This is a genomic window from Pedobacter sp. 01T416_2 (assembly GCF_056398925.1).
Map to the genome: position 1 here is coordinate 1 of NZ_JBFTQI010001079.1, position 1,463 is coordinate 1,463.

At 36.0% G+C, this 1,463-nt stretch carries 3 protein-coding genes; all 3 read left to right on the forward strand.

Annotated elements, in window-relative coordinates; all coding sequences use genetic code 11:
* The coding region (locus tag AC1DPQ_RS27520) for a group III truncated hemoglobin (protein ID WP_477611530.1) at positions 1 to 312 on the forward strand (312 nt) is incomplete at its 5' end.
* A gap of 63 nt (positions 313 to 375) precedes the next feature.
* Positions 376 to 909, forward strand: coding sequence for an SRPBCC family protein (locus AC1DPQ_RS27525; protein WP_477611531.1), 534 nt, complete (start codon positions 376 to 378; stop codon positions 907 to 909).
* Between the two features lie 352 nt (positions 910 to 1,261).
* The coding region (locus AC1DPQ_RS27530) for a response regulator (protein ID WP_477611532.1) at positions 1,262 to 1,463 on the forward strand (202 nt) is incomplete at its 3' end.

Genomic DNA, 1,463 nt, shown 5'->3' on the forward strand with positions numbered 1-1,463 from the left:
GGTCCAATATTTACCGATGTTGCAAAAGTAGACTGGTCGCACCATTTGCCAAAAATGTACGATTTCTGGGAAAGCATACTTTTCGGAAAAGCAATTTACAAAGGCAACCCCATGCTTACCCATTTTGCTTTGAATGAACAAGCACCCCTGCAAACTGAAGCATTTGAAACCTGGAAAAACCTCTTTTTCCAAACCGTCGACGATCTTTTTGTAGGAGAAAATGCAGATCTGATTAAACAAAAAGCACAATCTATTGCCGATTTAATGCATTTTAAAATAAATTCGCCTCAATCGAAGATCAAAATTGTTTAGTGAATTTTACTTTGATTTAAGCTGGTTTCTTTATAAATTTAGTTAACCAAACTAAATCAAATTATGAAATTCCTCAAAATCTTACTTGGCATTATCGTCGTATTGGCAATAATCATTATTGGAGGTAGTTTTTTTTTACCAAAAAGCTACTCTGTTAATCGGACAATAACAATTAATGCTCCAGATAGTGTAATCTATAAAAACATTGCCGATTATAATGAATTTTATAAATGGAACGCGTGGTCTAAAATGGACCCACAAGCTAAAGTAACCATTACAGGAAATATCGCTCAACCTGGCCACCTGTACCAATGGAATGGAGAAAAAAGTGGTAATGGACAAATGAAAATCAATACGGTTGAAATCAATAAAATGGTTGATATGGAATTGAAATTCATCAAACCTATGGAAAGTGTTGCCGATACCCGTTTCGATATTGAAAAAGAAACTAATGGAAATAAAGTAACCTGGACCATGAGTGGTGAAAGCAAAGGAATAATAAATAAATGGTTTTGTTTGTTTATGGACAATATGATTGGCAAAGATTTCGAAGACGGATTAAAGTCTTTAAAGGAAAAATCGGAGAAAGGAAATTAAAGCGTTGTGTCATCCTGAGCGGAGTCGAAGGATTTGCCATGGAGACACAGAAAGCACGGAATGTTATCATTCTGGGCGCAGTGAAGAACCCGACAGCTATGCGAAGCAAATCTTTTAAAGATAGAAGTCCAAAGCCTAAAGCGCAAGAAAAACCTTCGCGGACTCTGTGGCTTTCCTCCATTCGCCCTGTGGTTAAAACATAACTGGCCTCTCATTTGAGAGGCTTTTTTATGATTCAATTTCCGATAATTCAAACAATTGTGTCGGCTCTGCGTTAAAAAAGCATTAAAAATCAGCTAACCGGTCATTAATATTTTGTAATTCCCTATTTTTTAGATTACTTGCCAGCAAAATGAATTTATTACTTGTAGAAGATGAACCGAGCGTTGTATCTGTAATTTCGAGAGGTTTAACCGATGAGGGATTTACCGTGAGTATAGCTCCTGATGGTTTAATCGGGAAACAGATGGCTATAGAAAATCAGTTTGATCTGATTATTCTCGATATTATGCTACCTGGAGTAAATGGTTTGGAACTCTGTAAAATCATTAAAG

Excerpts from the sequence above, each read along its gene's own strand:
- AC1DPQ_RS27525 (WP_477611531.1), top strand. The coding sequence starts at position 376 with ATGAAATTCCTCAAAATCTTACTTGGCATTATCGTCGTATTGGCAATA.